Source organism: Enterobacter sp. E14S, from assembly GCF_055666685.1.
The window spans coordinates 274,341-291,191 of sequence record NZ_JBVODQ010000003.1; the positions used below are offsets into that span (position 1 = coordinate 274,341).

At 55.5% G+C, this 16,851-nt stretch carries 17 protein-coding genes; 8 read left to right on the forward strand and 9 right to left on the reverse strand.

What is annotated here, in order from left to right; translation table 11 throughout:
* Window positions 1–2: 2 nt before the first annotated feature.
* The 4 genes from gspF to gspC are packed head-to-tail and all read right to left on the reverse strand — an operon-like array spanning window position 3 to window position 5,372.
* Window positions 3–1,211: a type II secretion system inner membrane protein GspF gene (gene gspF / locus ACZ6J2_RS09445; protein ID WP_471725544.1), complete on the reverse strand. Its 1,209-nt coding sequence runs from the start codon at window positions 1,209–1,211 to the stop codon at window positions 3–5.
* The gene (gspE, locus tag ACZ6J2_RS09450) at window positions 1,211–2,689 is read right to left on the reverse strand and encodes a type II secretion system ATPase GspE (RefSeq protein ID WP_471725546.1); all 1,479 of its coding nucleotides are present in this window, start codon (window positions 2,687–2,689) and stop codon (window positions 1,211–1,213) included. The genes gspF and gspE overlap by 1 nt, the downstream gene beginning before the upstream one ends.
* Before the next feature lie 12 nt (window positions 2,690–2,701).
* Window positions 2,702–4,627 carry a type II secretion system secretin GspD gene (gene gspD / locus ACZ6J2_RS09455; protein WP_471725548.1) on the reverse strand — a complete coding sequence of 642 codons (1,926 nt, stop codon included), beginning with the start codon at window positions 4,625–4,627 and terminating at the stop codon, window positions 2,702–2,704.
* Between the two features lie 13 nt (window positions 4,628–4,640).
* Window positions 4,641–5,372: a type II secretion system protein GspC gene (gene gspC / locus ACZ6J2_RS09460; RefSeq protein WP_471725722.1), complete on the reverse strand. Its 732-nt coding sequence runs from the start codon at window positions 5,370–5,372 to the stop codon at window positions 4,641–4,643.
* 300 nt (window positions 5,373–5,672) lie between these two features.
* Between gspC and ACZ6J2_RS09465 the strand changes: the two genes are divergently transcribed.
* Window positions 5,673–7,247 carry an ExeA family protein gene (locus ACZ6J2_RS09465; RefSeq protein WP_471725549.1) on the forward strand — a complete coding sequence of 525 codons (1,575 nt, stop codon included), beginning with the start codon at window positions 5,673–5,675 and terminating at the stop codon, window positions 7,245–7,247.
* A complete protein-coding gene (locus ACZ6J2_RS09470) occupies window positions 7,247–7,861 on the forward strand; it encodes a hypothetical protein (RefSeq protein ID WP_471725550.1) in 615 nt (204 codons plus the stop codon). The genes ACZ6J2_RS09465 and ACZ6J2_RS09470 overlap by 1 nt, the downstream gene beginning before the upstream one ends.
* Before the next feature lie 18 nt (window positions 7,862–7,879).
* Here ACZ6J2_RS09470 and ACZ6J2_RS09475 read toward each other — a convergent pair whose 3' ends face one another.
* The 3 genes from ACZ6J2_RS09475 to ACZ6J2_RS09485 form a co-directional block, all read right to left on the reverse strand.
* On the reverse strand, window positions 7,880–8,503 hold the full coding sequence (locus ACZ6J2_RS09475) for a helix-turn-helix domain-containing protein (RefSeq protein WP_471725552.1): 624 nt from the start codon (window positions 8,501–8,503) through the stop codon (window positions 7,880–7,882).
* Between the two features lie 260 nt (window positions 8,504–8,763).
* Window positions 8,764–9,594, reverse strand: a complete 831-nt coding sequence (locus tag ACZ6J2_RS09480; RefSeq protein ID WP_471725553.1) for an N-acetylmuramoyl-L-alanine amidase — start codon at window positions 9,592–9,594, stop codon at window positions 8,764–8,766.
* Entirely contained in the window at window positions 9,591–9,914 is a 324-nt protein-coding gene (locus ACZ6J2_RS09485) for a heavy metal-binding domain-containing protein (protein WP_023310944.1), read from the reverse strand. The genes ACZ6J2_RS09480 and ACZ6J2_RS09485 overlap by 4 nt, the downstream gene beginning before the upstream one ends.
* A gap of 97 nt (window positions 9,915–10,011) precedes the next feature.
* Between ACZ6J2_RS09485 and ACZ6J2_RS09490 the strand changes: the two genes are divergently transcribed.
* The 6 genes from ACZ6J2_RS09490 to artJ all read left to right on the forward strand — a co-directional run bounded on the left by ACZ6J2_RS09490 (window position 10,012) and on the right by artJ (window position 14,554).
* Window positions 10,012–10,530, forward strand: a complete 519-nt coding sequence (locus ACZ6J2_RS09490; RefSeq protein WP_045403666.1) for a lipoprotein — start codon at window positions 10,012–10,014, stop codon at window positions 10,528–10,530.
* Window positions 10,531–10,756: 226 nt separating this feature from the next.
* Complete coding sequence (gene artP / locus ACZ6J2_RS09495) at window positions 10,757–11,485, forward strand: arginine ABC transporter ATP-binding protein ArtP (protein WP_047061479.1); 729 nt, start codon at window positions 10,757–10,759, stop codon at window positions 11,483–11,485.
* A 19-nt stretch (window positions 11,486–11,504) separates the two neighbouring features.
* Window positions 11,505–12,236 carry an arginine ABC transporter substrate-binding protein ArtI gene (artI, locus tag ACZ6J2_RS09500; RefSeq protein ID WP_008500032.1) on the forward strand — a complete coding sequence of 244 codons (732 nt, stop codon included), beginning with the start codon at window positions 11,505–11,507 and terminating at the stop codon, window positions 12,234–12,236.
* A 6-nt stretch (window positions 12,237–12,242) separates the two neighbouring features.
* Window positions 12,243–12,959, forward strand: coding sequence for an arginine ABC transporter permease ArtQ (gene artQ / locus ACZ6J2_RS09505; protein WP_023310941.1), 717 nt, complete (start codon window positions 12,243–12,245; stop codon window positions 12,957–12,959).
* Window positions 12,959–13,627: an arginine ABC transporter permease ArtM gene (gene artM / locus ACZ6J2_RS09510; RefSeq protein ID WP_023335074.1), complete on the forward strand. Its 669-nt coding sequence runs from the start codon at window positions 12,959–12,961 to the stop codon at window positions 13,625–13,627. Before artQ ends, artM begins: the two co-directional genes overlap by 1 nt.
* Before the next feature lie 195 nt (window positions 13,628–13,822).
* Window positions 13,823–14,554: an arginine ABC transporter substrate-binding protein ArtJ gene (gene artJ, locus ACZ6J2_RS09515; protein ID WP_335279753.1), complete on the forward strand. Its 732-nt coding sequence runs from the start codon at window positions 13,823–13,825 to the stop codon at window positions 14,552–14,554.
* A gap of 86 nt (window positions 14,555–14,640) precedes the next feature.
* Here the strand turns inward: artJ and ACZ6J2_RS09520 are convergent, their stop codons facing one another.
* Window positions 14,641–16,110 (reverse strand): sensor histidine kinase, encoded by a 1,470-nt coding sequence (locus ACZ6J2_RS09520; RefSeq protein WP_471725556.1) that lies wholly within the window; start codon window positions 16,108–16,110, stop codon window positions 14,641–14,643.
* On the reverse strand, window positions 16,094–16,801 hold the full coding sequence (locus ACZ6J2_RS09525) for a response regulator transcription factor (protein ID WP_033145045.1): 708 nt from the start codon (window positions 16,799–16,801) through the stop codon (window positions 16,094–16,096). Before ACZ6J2_RS09525 ends, ACZ6J2_RS09520 begins: the two co-directional genes overlap by 17 nt.
* Window positions 16,802–16,851: the final 50 nt, after the last annotated feature.

Below are 16,851 nucleotides of genomic sequence, written 5' to 3' on the forward strand. Positions count from 1 at the left end.
GATTAACCCACCATATTATTAAGTTGAAGAAGCGGTTGTAATATTGAAAGAACGATAAATAAAACAACGGTCGCCATAGTTACTACCAGTGCCGGTTCAAATACCGACAGCGTTAACGTAATTCGATGCTGTAATGCTGATTCCTGGTTTTCCGCCGCACGATCCATCAGCGAGCCCAGCTCGCCGCTCTCCTCCCCGGAGGCCACCATGTAAAGCATGGTGGGTGGAAAAATTCTCGCCTGTTCCAGCGCGTTGTAGAGGGATGCCCCCTGGCGCACGGTGTCCGCCGCCTGCTCAAGCACCTGCCGGGCATAGAGGTTTTCAATCCCGTCCATCGCGATGTACATCCCCTCCAGCAGCGGAACGCTGCTGGCCTGCAAAATACTCAGCGTACGGATGTAGCGCGCGCTGTTGATGGCGCAGACCAGTTTTTTCAGCGGTGACTTTAGCAACAGCCACCGATGGTAAACAAACCGGTTCTTTTCTACTTTTATCCAAAATTTAAAGCTCGCCGACGCCCCGAACAGGCCGCAGGCAATAACGATGCCCCAGGCCTGTAAAAAGTCGCTCACCGCAATCAGCGTGCGGGTGGTTACCGGCAGCTCTTGTTTCATGTGGGTGAACTGGTCGATGACCTGCGGCACCACGGCGACCAGCAGAATGGAGATCACTGCGATCGCCACCACCGTCAGGGTGATGGGGTAGACCATCGCCTGGGTGAGCTTGCTTTTCATCTTCTGGCGCTGCTCGTTGTACTCTGCGAGCTTTTCCAGCACGCCACCGAGATGACCGGTCTTTTCACCGGCCATCACCAGGGTGCAGTAGAGCTTGTCGAAGCTGCGCGGAAACTGGCTGAAGGCGTCGAACAGCGTGTGACCTTCCACAATCTTGTCGCGGATCTCGGTCACCATCGCCGCCAGGGTTTTATCTTCCGTCTGCTTCGCAATCGCCTTCAGCGCACTCTCCAGCGGCAGCGCGGCATTGACCAGCGTCGCGAGCTGTCGGGTAAACATAGACAGCACCGGAATCGACAGTTTTGCCCCTTTACGGGCGTTTTTTCCCGCCGCCGGATCGCTGGTCGGCGCAATGTTCACTGGCATAAGCTTCTGTTCGCGCAGCATCTGGCGCACCTGCTTTGGCCCTTCGGCCTGCAGGTTGCCGCGCTGGGTTTTCCCCGCGGCGTCCGTCGCGGACCACGCATACCAGGCCATTACGCATCCCCCCCGCGCTCGGCGGTGACGCGCATCACCTCTTCCAGCGAGGTCACCCCGGTTATCACCTTCAGCAGACCGTTTTCACGCAGGCTGTAGGCCTCTTTGAAAAGCTGCGTTTCGATGGACATCTCATCTTTATCTTCATGGATTGCACGGCGCATGGCGCTGTCGACCACCAGAAATTCATGGATGCCCGCGCGTCCCTGGTAGCCGCTCTGGCGACACTGTTCACAGCCCACGGCGCGATAAATCGCTTTCGGCGGCGTTTCCATAAAGGTGAACAGCGCTTTCTCATTGTCATCCAGCGGACTGGTCGTGCGACAGTGCGGACACAGCCGACGCACCAGACGCTGGGCAATGACGCCAAGCAGCGACGAACCGATTAAAAATGACTCCAGCCCCATATCACGCAGACGGGTAATAGCGCCCGCGGCACTGTTGGTGTGCAGCGTGGACATCACCAGGTGTCCGGTGAGCGAGGCCTGTACCGCTATTTGCGCGGTTTCCCCGTCACGAATTTCCCCGATCATCACCACGTCCGGGTCCTGGCGCAGAATGGCGCGCAATCCGCGCGCAAAGGTCATGTCCACGCGCGGGTTGACCTGGGTCTGTCCTACCCCTTCAAGTTCATACTCGATCGGATCTTCCACGGTCAGAATGTTGCGTTCATGGCCGTTAAGCGCCGACAGCAGCGCGTACAGGGTGGTACTTTTCCCCGAACCGGTCGGGCCGGTCACCAGGATGATGCCGTGCGGACGTTCAATCAGTCCCTTTAACTTCACCAGCTCTTCGTCAATCAGACCGAGCTTGTTGATGTCCGGCTTAAGGTTGCTTTTGTCCAGCAGACGCATCACCACGCGTTCGCCGTACTGAGACGGAATAGTGGAGACACGCACGTCAATGGCCTTACGACCAATGCGCAGCGAGATACGACCGTCCTGGGGAAGACGTTTTTCGGCGATGTCCAGTTTGGACATCACTTTGATACGCGACACCAGCAGCGGCGCGAGCTTGCGCGCCGGCTGCAGCACCGGACGCAGCACGCCGTCAACGCGAAAACGAATGCTCAGGGTGCGCTCAAAGGTCTCGATGTGAATATCGGAGGCCCCCTCTTTCACCGCTTCACCCATAATGGCGTTGATCAGGCGGATCACCGGCGAGTTCTCGTCATTATCCAGCAGATCTTCGTTGTCAGGGATCTCCTCGGTTAACGCCATCAGGTCAATATCGGCGTCCATGTCGTCCACCAGCTGCTGCGAGACGCCGCTGTTCTGCTGCCAGATGTTGGTCAGCAGTTCGTCAAACGCTTCCGCCGTCAAGATCGTCGGGGCATAGGAGCGCCCCAGCACGCGGCGCATCTCCAGCAGGGCGTAAGCCTGCGCATCCTCGCGAATATAAACCTCGTCGTTATAGAACAGGACCCCGTTCTCTTTCGCCCAGGTGCTGGTACAGAGCGGATTACTCATCTCGGTCATGTCGATTGCGCCTTATTCTTTAAACGGGTTGCGGGACGACACCGGCGCACTGGCGCTCACCGGCGCGGCGCGGCTCTGGGACGGATAGGCTGGCAGCATCGGCGAATCCGCATTCTCTACGATGCCCAGCTTGTGCTCTTCCATACGCTGCTGCTGACGCGCCTGGATCTGCTCATATTTTTCTTTCGACGCCGCGCCGTAGTTGTCGTCGTCGCGCAGTACGGTGGTGTGGATAAACACCATCAGGTTACGTTTGGCGCTGTCCTGGGAGGTATAGCGGAACAGCTGACCCACCACCGGAATATCGCCCAACAACGGCACTTTCGAGACCGACTGTTTGGTGACGTTTTCCATCAAACCACCCAGCACCACCGTCTGCCCGCTGTGGACCATCACTTCGTTGTTGATGGTGCGGGTGTTGAACGTTGGGCCCAGGCTGGCATCGGCCGTCGAGGTGTTATCCACGCTGGAAACTTCCTGCTCGATCTTCAGATGGATCATGTCGCCATCGTTGATCTGCGGTACGATTTTCAGCTTCGTACCGACGGTTTTACGTTCCACCGAGTTAAAGACGTTATCGCCGCTGGTGGTCTGTGAACCGGAGAGGACCGGAACATCCTGACCGACGTTGAACGACGCCTCTTTGTTATCCAGCGTCACCACGCTCGGCGTCGACAGAATGTCGTTTTTGCCGTTAGTGGACAGCGCCGTCATCAGCGCGCCAAAGTCGCCGTTAAAGAAACCGGTCGCCAGGCCCGTATAGCTGCCAATGACTTTTGACTTCTTGATCTGGCTGATCGGCAGGCCGGTCGAACCAAACTGAACCCCACCGTGTTTACTGGTCCACTGCACGCCCAGATCCAGACCGTTACCGTCCTGAACTTCGGCGATGATCGCCTCCACCAGCACCTGCGGACGGCGGATATCCAGCTTGTCGATCACTTTTTCCAGCGAATTCATGACGTTTGGCTGGGCGGTGATCACCAGCGAATTGGTAGACTCGTCGGCGGAAATATTCAGATCGCCTGCCATCGGCGCGGCTTTGCTCTTGCCACCGCCCGCTTTATCCTTCAATTGCTCGCCGATCCCCGTCAGCACCGGCACCACTTTGCTGGCGTTGGCGTATTTCAGGTAGAAGACGCGGGTGTTGCCCTCGTTGTTCTGCTCGCGATCGAGCTGGGAGATCAGCGTCCGGGTGCGCTGACGCGCCTCCGGGCTGCCGCTGATCACCAGGCTGTTAGTTTCATCGTCGGCGACCACTTTGGTCGCCAGCTGCGGGGCGTTTTGCCCTTTCTGCTCTTCGTTGTTGAGGTTGTTCAACATGTCAGAAAGCTCTTTGGCCGAGGCAAAACGCAGTGGCACGATTTCACGGCGCTGGACGCCGCTTTGGTCCACACGCTGTACCAGATCCACCAGGCGGTTAACCACCGAGGCTTTGCCGGTTAACAGCAGCACGTTTGACGGTTCAAAATGGACCACGTTGCCGATGCCGGAGGCGTCGTTCAGCTGACGCAGCAGGGGGGCCAGCTCACGTACCGGGACGTTCTCCATCCGCACCACGCGGGTGATAACTTCGTCGCCTTTGCCAGGGTTTTTGCTGTCGGCAATCGGTGCGCCCGACATGCGGGCCACCGAAGAGCGCACGACTTTCACCATCCCGTTATCCATCGGAATCACCGACAGACCATAGAGATCCAGCACGCTCAGGAAGAACTGGTAATATTCATCTTCCGTCAGGACGTTGTAGGTGCGAACCGACACCGTTCCCTGAACGGAAGGATCGACCAGAATGGTTTTATTGAGGTTACGCCCGACGGTATCGATAAATTCGCGAACATCGGTATTTTTAAAACTGGCGCTAAAGTTCGCCGCGAACAGCGAACCTGAATATAACGACAATGCGGTCAGCGCTACGCACGCCCATGGAAATTTCTTCATGTCTGTACACTTATTAATTGTTAAGAACATTGACCCGAATATTTTCAAGGTGAGCGTGACGCCGGATAACGACATCCGCTTCTTTCATTTTTGACCAGCGGGCAACGAGCTCTTTTGCCTGCGCCTCTTTAGTCATATCCACACCGTCAACTTTTACCACCACATCACCTTTTTCCAGGCCAGCATGGCTGTAGAAAGGCGACGCATTGCGTGGATTAATGTTGTAGCCTTCCAGCTGGCCTTTTTCGATTAATGGTTTTAACACCAGATAATCATCCAGATGCAGATTATCTAACCCTGCATCTTTCTTCGATTTGGTTACCGGGGCGCTATCAACGCCGCCTTTGAAATAGTCTGGTTTTTTAAGTGAAATAACCTGCGGTGCGCCTTCATAATTCACCACCACATTATCAGGATGAATTTCGGCAATATAGGCATTGTCAAAACCGGCGAGCATTTCGCCCTCGCGATAGCTCTTTTGTCCTGCGGGAGTTTTTATCACCGCAAAGGACAGCCAGGCTTCATCGCTGCTGAGAATACCTTCGATTTCCGCACTGAGCGGCTTTTTCACCGCCGCTGGCTGTTTCGCTGGCATCACCGCCGGCGTAAAAAGTACAAACTGGGTTTCATCGTGACTTTTTTTTTGCATAGTCTTTTTTGAATCAGACAACCTGTTCGTCACTTTTTTATAATCTTTATAAACCATATACCCTTGCTGGCCACAGAAAATAAGCAGCACAAACATGACGCAGGGCATAATCAATTGAGTAACAAATGACATCCGCATTTTTTAACGAGCCTTTCTGCCAGTCAGTAATTCACAGCACAGGGCTGTATGAGTAAGTGGCGTAAATACTAATGTGTATCCTCACTCCCGCCTATTCACACTTCCGCTAACAATAATTTAGAAAAAGATTGATCGTTAAATAAACCTATGATAGAGGCGCGGACAGAATATTTTTATCCTGCATTCAAATTGCCCCTTCCGCCTGTATCCTTTACTTTTCCGGCTCCTTGCTATGAATCAAAGAGACGGTAATACGCTATGTATATGCGCCATTTTAATTTCACTACCCAGCCTTTCCGGGCTATCACCCGAATGCCAGGTGATTTTTTTGTTCCGTATCATCAGGATGTGTTCGGTTTGCTGAAAGAGAAGTGCCAGACAACAGGCGTCACTGCGCTCTTTAGCGGCGACAGCTATCTCGCCTCGCAGTTTTGCGATGCGCTGAAAAAGCATGACGGCACGCTGCTTGCCATCAACGCCTTCCCAAAACTCAGCGCCAGCGGCCTGCTCTATAAACTCAACGCCACCACTAAAGAGAGCAAAACCCGGATCCAGGCTATTGATGCCGTGCTGCGTCAGTGGCAGGACGAGATGGTGTCCCGCAAAACCACGCGTAAAGTGCTGGTCATTTCGCATATTCAGTCAATGAAAGCGAATTGCCATGACGCACTGTCCATGTTGTTAACCCGCGCGCAGGAGCTGGATGTGCCTCTGTCGGTTGTGCTGATGGGATCGGCCGACCAGGAAGCCGCCCTCCAGCAGTCCGGGTTGCGTGAATATCTTCATACGCATCACACGCTCCGGCCCCTCACCTGCCGCGAGTCCGTGAGCTATGTTCAGGCCCAGTGTGAAGCGCATGGCAGCGACGCGACGCCGTTCCCCCGGGCCCGCGTGCGCAAGATGCATGTTCTGACCAAAGGACAGACAGGCAAACTCAACGAGCTGGCGCACCTTGCGATGCTTGCCGCCTGGACCGAGCGTTCAGCGCAGGTATCGCCGCGCCATCTGCGCCTCGCCGCAGGCGAAGTCCTGCCGGCAAAACCGAAGGGCAAACGCCTTGCCGTTATGGGCCTTTTTGCCTCCGTACTGTTTGCCGCCTGCGGCTGGACGTTGATGCCCACCATTACCGCCAGACTGCCGGTACAGCTGCCCGTGATGGCCAGCTGGAAACCGCAGACACCAAAAACCGACGCCCCAGCGGTGCCGGTTATTGATAATGAAGTGGTGAATAAGCCCGATGCGATGCATCAGCTCTATACCATGTGGGGTTATGACACCACGATGGAAGAGGCGCTCTGCCAGAACGCCGGGCAGGTCAACCTGATGTGTAAGGAGGGCAGCGCTCCGGTCGAGGAGCTGGCAAAAGAGGGTTACCCGTGGATCGGCGAGATCAAAACAGGCGATCACCTGAACTATGCCGTGGTGGCCAGAGTAGATGATAACTCGCTGGATCTGCTGATGAATAATCGCACCTGGCAGGTGAGCCGCAGCTGGTTTAACCAGCATGCAACTGGCAATTACACCCAATTGCACCGCCTTACGCCGCAGGGGAAAGACGCCGTGAGCGCCGAAAGCAGCGCCAAGGATCTGGGCTGGATGGATCAGCAGCTTAGCCTGGCGCTGAATCTTCCCGAAACCCACACAAAGGCGTGGACGGCCGAACTGATGCAACGTACCCGCGAGTTTCAGCAGAAAATGCATCTGCACGTGGACGGGATTGCGGGTGAAGATACATTGATGCAGTTAATGCGTGAAACCCGGACTACGCCAAGCGTACTCATTCAATCCGCAAATATATCTGCGACCTCCACCGCGCAGGAGAAACATTCATAATGTCGACGATTACTCTGGCTGCCCAGCGCAGCTATGCCCTGAACGCACCGGTCTGGTTTTCCTACCGGCGCCCCTCGCTGAAAAAAGCGGTCTGCGCCACCCTGCTCTGGGTGGTGGGAATAGTGATGACGATCGCTGCGGGACTCTACGCTCATCTCTACTGGGATCTGCGCCATCCGGCACCTGAGCCAGTAAAAGCGAGCGCCGTTAAGCCAGAAACGACGCTATCGGATATGCATTATGTCTATGTCAGTAAACCGTTCCCGCGGCCTGAACCAAAGCCAGAACCGGTGACACAAGAGATGCCGCCGCTGCAGGAGATGCCCATTGATAGCGGCGATGCCGACTGGCAGCAGGCGCCCGACGGTCAAATGCCGCATGATATTTCCCGCGATACATTGCCAGGGACAGAAGTGAACCATTCTGCTATCCCCGAACGGGATAATACCGGTCAGACAGTTGATGACGGGGCGATCAAGGCATTATTGATGAAGGCGTTAAAAGAGCAGGAAAAAGATTATTCGCAGGGGAAAATGCCCGCGCCCCCCGTGGATGAAACCACGGCAGGAACGCAGGTAAATAATTTAATGAAGCATAGCCCTCCTTTCAGTTAAAAAGGAGATAAATAGCGATTAATATTTCTCCGGCAGTGCTGATAAATACATAAGACGGCCTTTCTCAACCTGAATATAATTACCTTTCTTCAGGTCAGCGAGGATTTTAATAATGGTACTGCGGGCCAGACTGGTATATTCCTGAATATAGTCATAAATATTGATATCGCGCTGATGGTGCACAATCAGTTCGTTAATTTCAAGCAAGAACTCGCGAACAATCGAGTACGCGCTGCGGGCTACCAGCACTTCGTCACGCTTGCTGAGCAGGCAAACGTACCAGGAGAGGACTTTACTCAAGGCTTCCCACAGGTTTTTTTCGCTTATCAGACGGATAAAATCATCTTTTTTAATGGTACGCACCACGGTATTGGCACGAACCAGGCCGTACATATGCGTTGAGTTGTAATAAATAGAGGAGAGGCCAAAAATACATTTATTCTGTAAGGTGAACATGCACAGTTCATCCGACTCGCGGCGGAATTCAACTTCACCGCTAACGATAAAATGAATATCTTCGTTGTTCTCGGTACTGATACGCTGCCATTTGCGTAAGGTTCTTTCTTCAAAACCTTCAGTTGCCGCGATAAGGGCGTCAAGTTCTGCTTGTGGACGACTATTTTTACTGTAGATACTTAACATTGTTATACCTATTAATATTAAATTGAAAAAGGTGAACGTGTGCAATCACAGCGCATAAATGCGTAGTCCATTTAACAAATGTAAAGTAAAGCTAAGACGTCAGAACATCCGTATTTCTTATTTGCCGTGCTGATATATTGTCAACCACGTCTGCGAGTAATTTCGACTGAGGAAACTATAAAACATTTACGACGTGAATGTGATTAAAAAATAAGTCCAAAAGAAGACCCTATAAAGGTGAAGTCGGGTAACCCGAAGGATTACCCCTGCCCGTAGCGCTCCAGCAGTGTCTCCGCGATAGCCAGCGTTTCGCGATCGGCCACGCCGTCCCAGCGCGCCGGGCGAAAATGCATCTGAAACGCGACGATAACGCGCTTCTGCTGTGCGTTCGTCATGTTATCGGTCACCTCATAGCCGTAGCGCGCCAGCAGATCGAGCAGCACCTTCGGCTCCACGAGTTCGTCGCGCGGCTTGCCGTTCAGGTAAAACGCCACCCGCGCCGGGTCGGGCCATGCACCAATCCCCTGCTGCGCCAGCTCACGCCACGGGAACAGCGGGCCGGGATCGTCTTTGCGCTGCGGGGCGATGTCCGAATGGGCCACCACGTTTTCAGGTCTGATGTTGTAGCGGGTAATAATGTCTTTGGCGAGCGGAACCAGCGCCGCAATTTGCGCAGGCTCAAACGGCGTAAAATGCTTAACGCCCGACGTTTTTTGCCAGCCGCGGTTCTCCAGTTCAATGCCGACAGACGTATCGTTAATCCGGTTGGTGCCGCGCCAGAAGCTGATGCCCGCATGCCAGGCCAGTTCGCTCTCGGGCACCAGCTGCCAGATGCGCGGCTTACCGTCCGGAGCAGGGGGTTTAGCCGGGATCAAATAGTGAGAGCTGACGTTCTTATCCGTCAGCGTGGCCAGCGAGCTGTCAAAGTCATCCGCGGTGTAGTGGATCACCAGCACCTTGATGCGCGGGTAAGCCGCCTGCGCCTGATGGCGCGTGTCCAGCTCGTAGGCGCCTTTGTCGATAATCCCTTTTTCCGTGACGCATCCTGCCAGCAGCAGCGCCAGCAGGAGCGTGGCAAACGAACGCGTCATCGAAGGGTTTTCACCGCCGTACCGCTTACGCTCACCATCAGCATGCTGGCATCTTTTCCGACCGTTTCGTAGTCGATATCAATCCCCACGACCGCATCAGCGCCGAGGGCTTCCGCCTGCTCGCCAAGCTCTTTAAAGGCGATTTCACGCGCTTTGCGCAGCTCTTTTTCGTATGCGCCCGAGCGGCCGCCAACGATATCGCGGATACCGGCAAAAAAGTCACGGAAGATATTGGCGCCGAGAATGGCTTCGCCGGTAACCACACCGCAATACTCGGTTATTGTCTGCCCTTCCAGGGTTGGCGTTGTTGAAAACTGCATGGTTTCTCTCCTTCTTTAGCGTTCAATGCCTTAGGCACAGCATTATCGGTTCGTTACGCTATGATTGAAAGGATAGTTAATAAATAAGGAAATCAACATGCGCTATTCTGCTTTAACACTTTTGGTGCCCTGCGCGCTGGTGCTCAGCGCCTGTACCACCACGGTCACGCCAGCCTTTAAGGATATCGGTACCCGCAGCGGCCCCTGCATTGAGGGCGGCCCGGACGCCGTGGCGCAGCAGTTCTATGATTATCGCATTCAGCACCGCAGCAACGATCTCACCGGCCTGCGCCCGTATCTGAGCGACGGTCTGGCAAAACTGCTTAACGACGCCACCCGCGATCCTCAGCACAACACATTGCTGAAATCCGATCCGTTCTCCAGCCGTACCACGCTGCCGGACAGCGCCGAAGTGGCCAGCGCGTCAACCATCCCGAATACCGATGCCCGCAATATTCCGCTGCGCGTGAAGCTGACGCAGGGAACCCAAACCTGGCAGGATGAAGTGCTGATGATCCGTGAAGGACAGTGCTGGGCGGTAGACGACGTGCGCTACGTTGGCGGTAGCGTTCATGCCCCGGCAGGCACGCTTCGCCAGTCGATTGAGAATCGCTAAACCCGCCGATATAACCTGGTAACCCCCGTAAAATGTGCGGCATTTCATGCGGAATGCCGACATTTATACTCGCCGACCTTACCGTTCGCTATTTTGTGCTATGTTTAAGAGGAAACGCGGGTTATATTTAACTTTTAACGCATAAATATTGCATAACTATTCTGTCAACGGTACTATCTGCGGCCTCAATTGCTATAGATTGCCTGGATGAGTAAAGACTGCCCCGATGAGTATTAAACTAAACGGCATTAACTGCTTCTACGGCGCACACCAGGCGCTGTTTGACATCACGCTGAACTGCCCGGAAGGCGAAACGCTGGTTTTGCTTGGCCCAAGCGGTGCAGGTAAAAGCTCCCTTCTGCGCGTCCTTAATCTGCTTGAAATGCCCCGTTCAGGTACGCTGGCGATTGCCGGTAACCATTTTGACTTCGCGAAAACGCCGTCTGATAAAGCGATTCGCGAACTGCGTCAAAACGTCGGCATGGTCTTCCAGCAATACAATCTCTGGCCGCATCTGACCGTCCTGCAAAACCTGATTGAAGCGCCGTGCCGCGTGCTGGGGTTAAGCAAGGATCAGGCGATCGCGCGTGCCGAAAAGCTGCTGGATCGTCTGCGTCTTAAGCCTTACAGCGACCGCTTTCCGCTGCACCTTTCCGGTGGTCAGCAGCAGCGCGTAGCCATTGCCCGCGCGCTGATGATGGAGCCTGCGGTACTGCTGTTTGATGAACCGACCGCGGCGCTGGACCCGGAAATCACCGCCCAGATCGTCAGCATCATTCGCGAGCTGGCGGAAACCAATATTACTCAGGTTATCGTCACCCACGAAGTGGAAGTGGCGCGTAAAACCGCCAGCCGTGTGGTCTACATGGAAAACGGGTATATCGTTGAGCAAGGTGATGCGAGCTGCTTCGCGAACCCGCAAACCGATGCCTTCAAAAACTATTTATCTCATTGATTGTGTCAGGGGAAATATAATGAAAAAAGTATTACTTGCCGTGCTGCTTGCTGGCGTTACCCTTTCCGCTACCGCAGCTCAGACCATTCGTTTCGCCACGGAAGCCTCGTACCCTCCGTTTGAGTCCATTGATGCGAACAACAAAATTGTTGGCTTCGACGTGGATCTGGCTAACGCCCTGTGTAAAGAGATCGACGCGACCTGTACCTTCAGCAACCAGGCGTTCGACAGCCTGATCCCAAGCCTGAAGTTCCGCCGTATCGACGCCGTGATGGCCGGTATGGACATCACCCCGGAGCGTGAAAAGCAGGTGCTGTTCACCACCCCTTACTACGACAACTCCGCCCTGTTCATTGGTCAGAAAGGTAAATTCACCTCTGTCGATCAGCTGAAAGGCAAAAAAGTTGGCGTGCAGAACGGCACCACGCACCAGAAATTCATCATGGATAAACATCCGGAAATCACCACCGTTCCGTATGACAGCTACCAGAACGCGAAGCTGGATCTGCAAAATGGCCGTATCGACGGCGTATTTGGTGATACCGCAGTCGTGACCGAGTGGCTGAAAGCCAACGATAAACTGGCGCCAGTGGGCGACAAAGTGACCGATAAGGATTACTTCGGTACCGGTCTGGGGATTGCCGTTCGTCAGGGCAACACTGAGCTGCAGCAGAAATTCAACGCTGCGCTGGAAAAAGTGAAGAAAGACGGCACCTACGAAACCATCTACAAAAAATGGTTCCAGAAGTAATTCCTGATGAATGAAATTTTTCCTTTAGCAAGCGCCGCCGGGATGACCGTCGGCCTTGCCGTTTGCGCACTGATTATCGGCCTCGTGCTGGCGATGTTCTTTGCGGTGTGGGAATCCGCGAAATGGTTCCCCGTCGCCTGGACAGGCTCCGCGCTGGTCACCGTGCTGCGTGGGCTACCGGAAATTCTGGTGGTCCTGTTTATCTATTTCGGCTCCTCACAGTTGCTGCTGACGCTGTCGGACGGCTTCACGATCAATCTTGGCTTTGCGCAGATCCCTGTGCAGATGCAGATTGAAAACTTCGACGTCAGCCCGTTCCTGTGCGGCGTGATTGCCCTCTCCCTGCTCTACTCCGCGTACGCGTCGCAAACGCTGCGCGGTGCGCTGAAAGCCGTGCCGCAGGGTCAGTGGGAGTCGGGTCAGGCGTTAGGCCTGTCGAAATCAGCCATCTTCTTCCGTCTGGTCATGCCGCAGATGTGGCGCCATGCCCTGCCGGGCCTCGGCAACCAGTGGCTGGTGCTGCTGAAAGATACCGCGCTGGTGAGCCTGATCAGCGTTAACGATTTGATGCTGCAAACCAAAAGCATCGCCACCCGCACCCAGGAGCCGTTTACCTGGTACATTGTGGCGGCGGCTATCTACCTGGTAATCACGTTGCTCAGTCAGTACATCCTCAAGCGTATTGACCTGCGTGCGACGCGCTTTGAACGGAGACCAGGCTGATGCTTGAATATTTCCCCGAGCTGATGAAAGGGCTGCACACCAGCCTGACGCTGACCGTGGCGTCCATTATCGTGGCGCTGATCCTGGCCCTTATCTTCACCATCATCCTGACGCTGAAAACGCCGGTGCTGGTGTGGATTGTGCGCGGCTACATCACCCTGTTTACCGGTACGCCGCTGCTGGTGCAGATCTTCCTGATTTACTACGGCCCGGGCCAGTTCCCGTCGCTGCAGGAATATCCGGTTATCTGGCATCTGCTCTCTGAACCGTGGCTGTGTGCCCTGATTGCTCTTTCGCTCAACAGTGCGGCCTATACCACCCAGCTGTTCTACGGGGCGATCCGCGCCATTCCGGAAGGACAATGGCAGTCCTGCGGAGCGCTGGGCATGAGCAAGAAGGACACGCTGGCGATCCTGCTGCCGTACGCCTTTAAGCGCGCGCTTTCCTCTTACTCCAACGAAGTGGTGCTGGTGTTCAAAAGTACCTCTCTGGCCTACACCATCACCCTGATGGAGGTGATGGGTCACGGACAGCTGCTCTATGGACGCACCTATGACGTGATGGTGTTCGGTGCGGCAGGCGTGGTCTATCTGGTGGTTAACGGTCTGTTGACGCTGATGATGCGCCTGATCGAGCGTAGAGCGCTGGCGTTTGAGCGCAGATCGTAGATCGGGTAAGCGCTGCGCCATCCGGCAAGAAGTGCATAAATGTGATTAATCAAAGCGGGTAACTTTCTGGTTATCCGCTTTTTTTTGCCAAATAAATAATACTTAATCATTTTTATTGCATATAAATTCATTAAATGGCATTGTACATCCATGCCGCAGACACGGCGCATAAATAAGACAGACGGGAGTATTACAATGAAAAAGTTAGTTCTGGCCGCATTACTCGCCACCTTCGCCGCTGGCGCATCCGCAGCGGATAAAATCAATTTTGGCGTGTCCGCCACCTATCCGCCGTTTGAATCGCTGGATGCCAGCAACCAGATCGTCGGTTTCGACATCGACCTGGCGAAAGCGCTGTGCAAACAAATGCAGGCCGACTGCACCTTTACCAACCATGCCTTCGACAGCCTGATCCCGTCGCTGAAGTTTAAAAAATACGATGCGGTGATCTCCGGGATGGACATCACGCCTGAGCGCAGCAAGCAGGTCGCGTTTACCGACCCGTACTACGCTAACTCTGCGGTCGTGATTGCGAAGAAAGGCGCTTTTACCTCTTTCGATCAGCTGAAAGGCAAACGCATCGGCATGGAAAACGGCACCACGCACCAGAAGTACCTGCAGGACAAACATCCTGAAGTGAAAACCGTAGCCTATGACAGCTATCAGAACGCGATTATCGACCTGAAAAATGGCCGCATCGACGGCGTGTTTGGCGATACCGCGGTGGTGAACGAATGGCTGAAAACCAACCCGCAGCTGGGCACCGCAACCGAGAAAGTGACCGATCCACAGTACTTTGGTACAGGCCTCGGCATCGCGGTACGCCCGGATAACAAAGCTCTGCTGGAAAAGCTGAACGGCGCGCTGAAAGCGATTAAAGCCGACGGTACGTACCAGAAAATCAGCGAGCAGTGGTTCCCGCAGTAATGGTTTTTGCCGGGTGACGGCTGCGCCTTACCCGGCCTACGGGGGGAGTTGTAGGCCGGGTAAGCGCAGCGCCACCCGGCACTCCCTCACAACGGCACGAAGAACCTGAACCGCGCCCCGCTCACCGACTCCATCAGCCTAATACCGCCCCCGTGCAGCTCCAGCATTCGCTTCACAATCAGCAGCCCTAACCCGCCGCGATTCTCCCGCGAGGCTTGGGTCGTCAACGCCGACGGCCGCTGGAACAGATCGTCTCGCAGCGCGGCATCAACGCCCGCTCCGCTGTCCGCCACTTCGACCTGCAGCTGTTGATTCTCCTGCCAGACCGCCAGGCGAATTTCCCCGCCGCCTGGCGTATGGCGCATCGCGTTATCGAGCAGGTTGGTCACCACGCGTTCGATCATCGACACATCGGCGTTAATCAGCGGCAGCGGTCCCGGCACGTCAATATGCAGATTCACCTCGCGCGTGCGGGCGGTGAGCTCAAACTTCTGCGCCACGTCGGAAATCAGCTCCCCCATCGCGAAGCGCTCGCGCTGCGGCTTAATGCCGCCGTGCTCAAGGCGCGCCAGCTCAAACAGCTGCTGCGAAAGATGACGGACCTTTTGCCCCTGACGCAGCGCGGTGGCGAGATACTGCTGGTGCTCCTGCGGCGTCAGCGTGGCGGATTTTAGCGACAGGGTTTCCAGATAGCCCAGCAGCGAGGTCAGCGGCGTACGGAGATCGTGCGAAATGTTGGCGATAAACTCCCGGCGCTGGCGGTCGCTGTCGGCCAGCTGGTCCCACTGGCGGGTGATTTTGCGTGCCAGCTCGATAAAGCTGTTGCGCAGGATCGCCACTTCATCCTTTGCCGCCGCGTCCGACGGCTGCGCCGCCAGCTGTCTGATAGCGCTGATGCTGTCCTGCTCCAGCCCGGCGAGCTCCACCGTCAGCTGTTTTACCGGGCGCGTGACCCAGTACCAGACCAGTAAACCTGCCAGCAGGCCAAACAGCGCGACCCACAGCAATGACCACAGCACCGTGCTCCACAGCGCCTTATGCCAGGCCATTTCCGCCAGGGCGTTTGACTCTTCGCCCTGCAAAATAATGTACAGGTAGCCCTTAAGCTCGCCGTCCTGCCGCAGCGGCGTGGCGCTAAAGACCTTTTTATTTTGACTCCGAGGATCGTCGCCCAGGACCGGTATGGCGGTACCGCTCAGGAAGGTCTGAACCGGGGCCAGATCGATTTTTTGCCGCTGAATGTGGCCCGGCGGTGCGGCATCGGCCAGGATATCGCCGTCCGGGGAGACAACATACAGCTCAACGCTCGGATTAAAGGTCATCAGCCGATCGAACAGCGGCTTGAGAGCCCTTCGGTCGACCCTGCCCTGCGCGTCCAGAATCGGTTCACGCTGGACTATCTGCTGCGCCAGCCCGCCCGACAGCCGCTGCACCATCGCGTTACCGTACTGCGTACTGGTGTAGAGCTGCACCGCGCAGGCAACGGTGGCGCAGAGCATCATCAGCAGGATGAACAGCAGCGTCAGGCGCTGACTCAGGCTAAAGCGGCGCATCATGATTTGGCTCCGCAAATTTATAGCCCTTGCCCCAGACGGTGCGAATAATCTCCGGCTCGGCGGCGTCCTTCTCAATCTTGATGCGCAGGCGGTTGATATGGGTGTTAACGGTATGCTCATAGCCTTCGTGCTGATAGCCCCAGACCTGCTCCAGCAGCGCCAGACGCGAAAAGACCTCGCCAGGATGACGGGCAAAAAAGTACAGCAGCTCGAACTCGCGCGGGGTGAGATCCACCACCTGACCGTGAAGCAGCACGCTGCGCGCCAGCGGATCGATGGTCAGACCGTGGGCCTGAATTTGACCGTCGGTTTGCGCCTGCCCCATCGCCTGCTGGCGGCGGAACAGCGCTTTGATGCGCGCAATGAGTTCCTGCACCGAGAACGGCTTAGCCAGATAATCATCGGCGCCGGTTTCCAGCCCGGTAATGCGGTCGGTCTCGCTGCTGCGGGCGCTGATGATGATCACCGGCAGGTAGCGCGTCATCTGACGGATGCGGCGGCAAATCTCCAGACCGTCAACGCTGGGCAGCATCAGGTCGAGGATCACCGCATCCCACGGCTGTTTTTCAAGACGCAGTAAGGCCTTGCCCCCGTCGGGCTCGTGGGTAATGGCGTAGCCTTCGTCTTCTAAATTGAGTCGCAGAAGCGCCGCGATATCGTGGTCGTCTTCCACCAGCAGGATCTGCTTCATGGGTAAGCCTTTATTCATCTCTTATGACGTAAGCTTACCTGATTTCGAGC

What these genes read in the sequence shown, in the direction of transcription:
- gspF (WP_471725544.1), bottom strand. Translation starts at nt 1,211, where the DNA reads ATGGCCTGGTATGCGTGGTCCGCGACGGACGCCGCGGGGAAAACCCAG.
- gspE (WP_471725546.1), bottom strand. Translation starts at nt 2,689, where the DNA reads ATGACCGAGATGAGTAATCCGCTCTGTACCAGCACCTGGGCGAAAGAG.
- gspD (WP_471725548.1), bottom strand. Translation starts at nt 4,627, where the DNA reads ATGAAGAAATTTCCATGGGCGTGCGTAGCGCTGACCGCATTGTCGTTA.
- gspC (WP_471725722.1), bottom strand. Translation starts at nt 5,372, where the DNA reads ATGTTTGTGCTGCTTATTTTCTGTGGCCAGCAAGGGTATATGGTTTAT.
- ACZ6J2_RS09465 (WP_471725549.1), top strand. Translation starts at nt 5,673, where the DNA reads ATGTATATGCGCCATTTTAATTTCACTACCCAGCCTTTCCGGGCTATC.
- ACZ6J2_RS09470 (WP_471725550.1), top strand. Translation starts at nt 7,247, where the DNA reads ATGTCGACGATTACTCTGGCTGCCCAGCGCAGCTATGCCCTGAACGCA.
- ACZ6J2_RS09475 (WP_471725552.1), bottom strand. Translation starts at nt 8,503, where the DNA reads ATGTTAAGTATCTACAGTAAAAATAGTCGTCCACAAGCAGAACTTGAC.
- ACZ6J2_RS09480 (WP_471725553.1), bottom strand. Translation starts at nt 9,594, where the DNA reads ATGACGCGTTCGTTTGCCACGCTCCTGCTGGCGCTGCTGCTGGCAGGA.
- ACZ6J2_RS09485 (WP_023310944.1), bottom strand. Translation starts at nt 9,914, where the DNA reads ATGCAGTTTTCAACAACGCCAACCCTGGAAGGGCAGACAATAACCGAG.
- ACZ6J2_RS09490 (WP_045403666.1), top strand. Translation starts at nt 10,012, where the DNA reads ATGCGCTATTCTGCTTTAACACTTTTGGTGCCCTGCGCGCTGGTGCTC.
- artP (WP_047061479.1), top strand. Translation starts at nt 10,757, where the DNA reads ATGAGTATTAAACTAAACGGCATTAACTGCTTCTACGGCGCACACCAG.
- artI (WP_008500032.1), top strand. Translation starts at nt 11,505, where the DNA reads ATGAAAAAAGTATTACTTGCCGTGCTGCTTGCTGGCGTTACCCTTTCC.
- artQ (WP_023310941.1), top strand. Translation starts at nt 12,243, where the DNA reads ATGAATGAAATTTTTCCTTTAGCAAGCGCCGCCGGGATGACCGTCGGC.
- artM (WP_023335074.1), top strand. Translation starts at nt 12,959, where the DNA reads ATGCTTGAATATTTCCCCGAGCTGATGAAAGGGCTGCACACCAGCCTG.
- artJ (WP_335279753.1), top strand. Translation starts at nt 13,823, where the DNA reads ATGAAAAAGTTAGTTCTGGCCGCATTACTCGCCACCTTCGCCGCTGGC.
- ACZ6J2_RS09520 (WP_471725556.1), bottom strand. Translation starts at nt 16,110, where the DNA reads ATGATGCGCCGCTTTAGCCTGAGTCAGCGCCTGACGCTGCTGTTCATC.
- ACZ6J2_RS09525 (WP_033145045.1), bottom strand. Translation starts at nt 16,801, where the DNA reads ATGAAGCAGATCCTGCTGGTGGAAGACGACCACGATATCGCGGCGCTT.